This window comes from Kitasatospora putterlickiae (genome assembly GCF_039527695.1).
Lineage (GTDB): Bacteria > Actinomycetota > Actinomycetes > Streptomycetales > Streptomycetaceae > Kitasatospora > Kitasatospora putterlickiae.
In genome coordinates this window covers 1-1,456 of sequence record NZ_BAAAKJ010000364.1, presented here as the reverse complement: position 1 = coordinate 1,456, position 1,456 = coordinate 1, and the positions used below count along the sequence as shown (strand labels likewise).

The following is a 1,456-nucleotide window of genomic DNA, read 5'->3' as shown; positions in this document are numbered from 1 at the left end:
CCCGGCGGCGCTGGCCCTGCGCCCACGCGGCCGGGCCGGTCGCGGTGGTGGCGGCTCCCGCGGCTCGGGCGGTGCCGGCGGTTCCAGCGGATCCTGACGCCGCCTCCCCTTCCCCTGTGACGTCCCGTTCGTCGGCCCGTATCCGGCCCGACGAGCGGTCCCGACTGTTGTCGATCGACCCTGTCGATCCCCGACCGAGAAAGGAGTTCCCATGTCCGAGTGGTTGGCGCTGGCCATCGCCATGCTGGCGGCCTGCGCCGTCGTGGTGGCGGTGGTGCTGCTGAGGCACCGCCGCGCCGGAGCGGACGAGGACACCGACGAGACGCCCGACGTCATCGAGTACATGACGATGATGATCGGCGTGGTCTACGCGATCGTGCTCGGCCTCGCCATCGCCGGCGTCTGGGAGGCGCGCGGCGTGGCGCAGGACGACGTCTTCCGCGAGGCGCAGTCGCTGCACGAGGTGAGCGAGCGGGCGCAGGTCTACCCGGTGGAGTTCCGGGAGAAGGTCCGCTCCGACGTCGACGCCTACGTCTCCTACGTGGTGGACGTGGAGTGGACGTACATGCGCGAGCACGGCGAGATCTCCGAGCGGGGCACCGAGCTGCTGGCGAAGCTGCGCACCGACGTCGCGACCCGCGCCCCGGTCTCCGACCTGGAGGCCCAGGCCTACCAGCCGATCATGGACCGGATCAGCATCGCCGACGACGCCCGCAACGCGCGCGGGCAGAACGCCGGTCCGACCATGCCCGGGGTGGTCTGGTTCGGCCTGATCGTGGGCGCCGTGGTGACGGTCGGCATGGTGTTCGCCCTGCAGATCCGGCGATCCCGGCGGGAGTTGCTGCTGGCCGGTGCGTTCAGCGCGCTGATCGCCTTCCTGCTGTTCCTCATCTGGGACTTCGACGACCCGTTCGGCCGCAGCGTCTCGGTCACCACCCAGACGTTCACCGACCTGTTCCCGCACCTCGGTGGCGGGAGCGGCTGAGCGCCTTCCGGTTCCCCTCCGGGCCGACCCCCGCTTTCGCGGCCTTCGATAGTCTGATCGAGCCGTTGGGGGTCGGCCCCGGCGTGCGCGCCGAGAGGAATCGTCAGCGTTGTCCCACCAGCAGCCCGCCCAGGGCGAACAGTTCCCGACCACCCAACGGCCCGGACGCGCCTGGTGGTGGCTGCCGCCCGAGGAGCGGCGCCGGCGCAAGCGTCAGCAGCGGGAGTGGCAGGCGTACCTGCGCAGGCACGGGCAGCAGAAGAAGGACAACGACCCGACGGACTGCCTCCCGCCCGGCTGCACCGGTGGCGGCAGCAGCACGAGCGGCAGCGGCAGTGGCGGCGGCTGTGGCGGTGGTAGCGGTGGTGGTGGTGGTGGCGGCGGGGGCGGCGGGTGCGACGGCCCCTGCCTGATCGCCCTCTTCCCGGTGATGATGGCCGGCCTCCGGTTCGCCCTCGCCGGAGGCCGGAC

The 1,456-nt window shown here is 72.3% G+C and carries 1 protein-coding gene and 1 pseudogene; both read left to right on the top strand.

Annotation, left to right across the window (positions count from 1 at the left end; genetic code table 11):
• Positions 1-211 precede the first annotated feature (211 nt).
• The gene (locus ABD308_RS32755) at positions 212-985 is read left to right on the top strand and encodes a bestrophin-like domain (protein ID WP_344343163.1); all 774 of its coding nucleotides are present in this window, start codon (positions 212-214) and stop codon (positions 983-985) included.
• 109 nt (positions 986-1,094) lie between these two features.
• Positions 1,095-1,456: pseudogene (locus tag ABD308_RS32750) on the top strand (hypothetical protein); the annotation flags it as partial.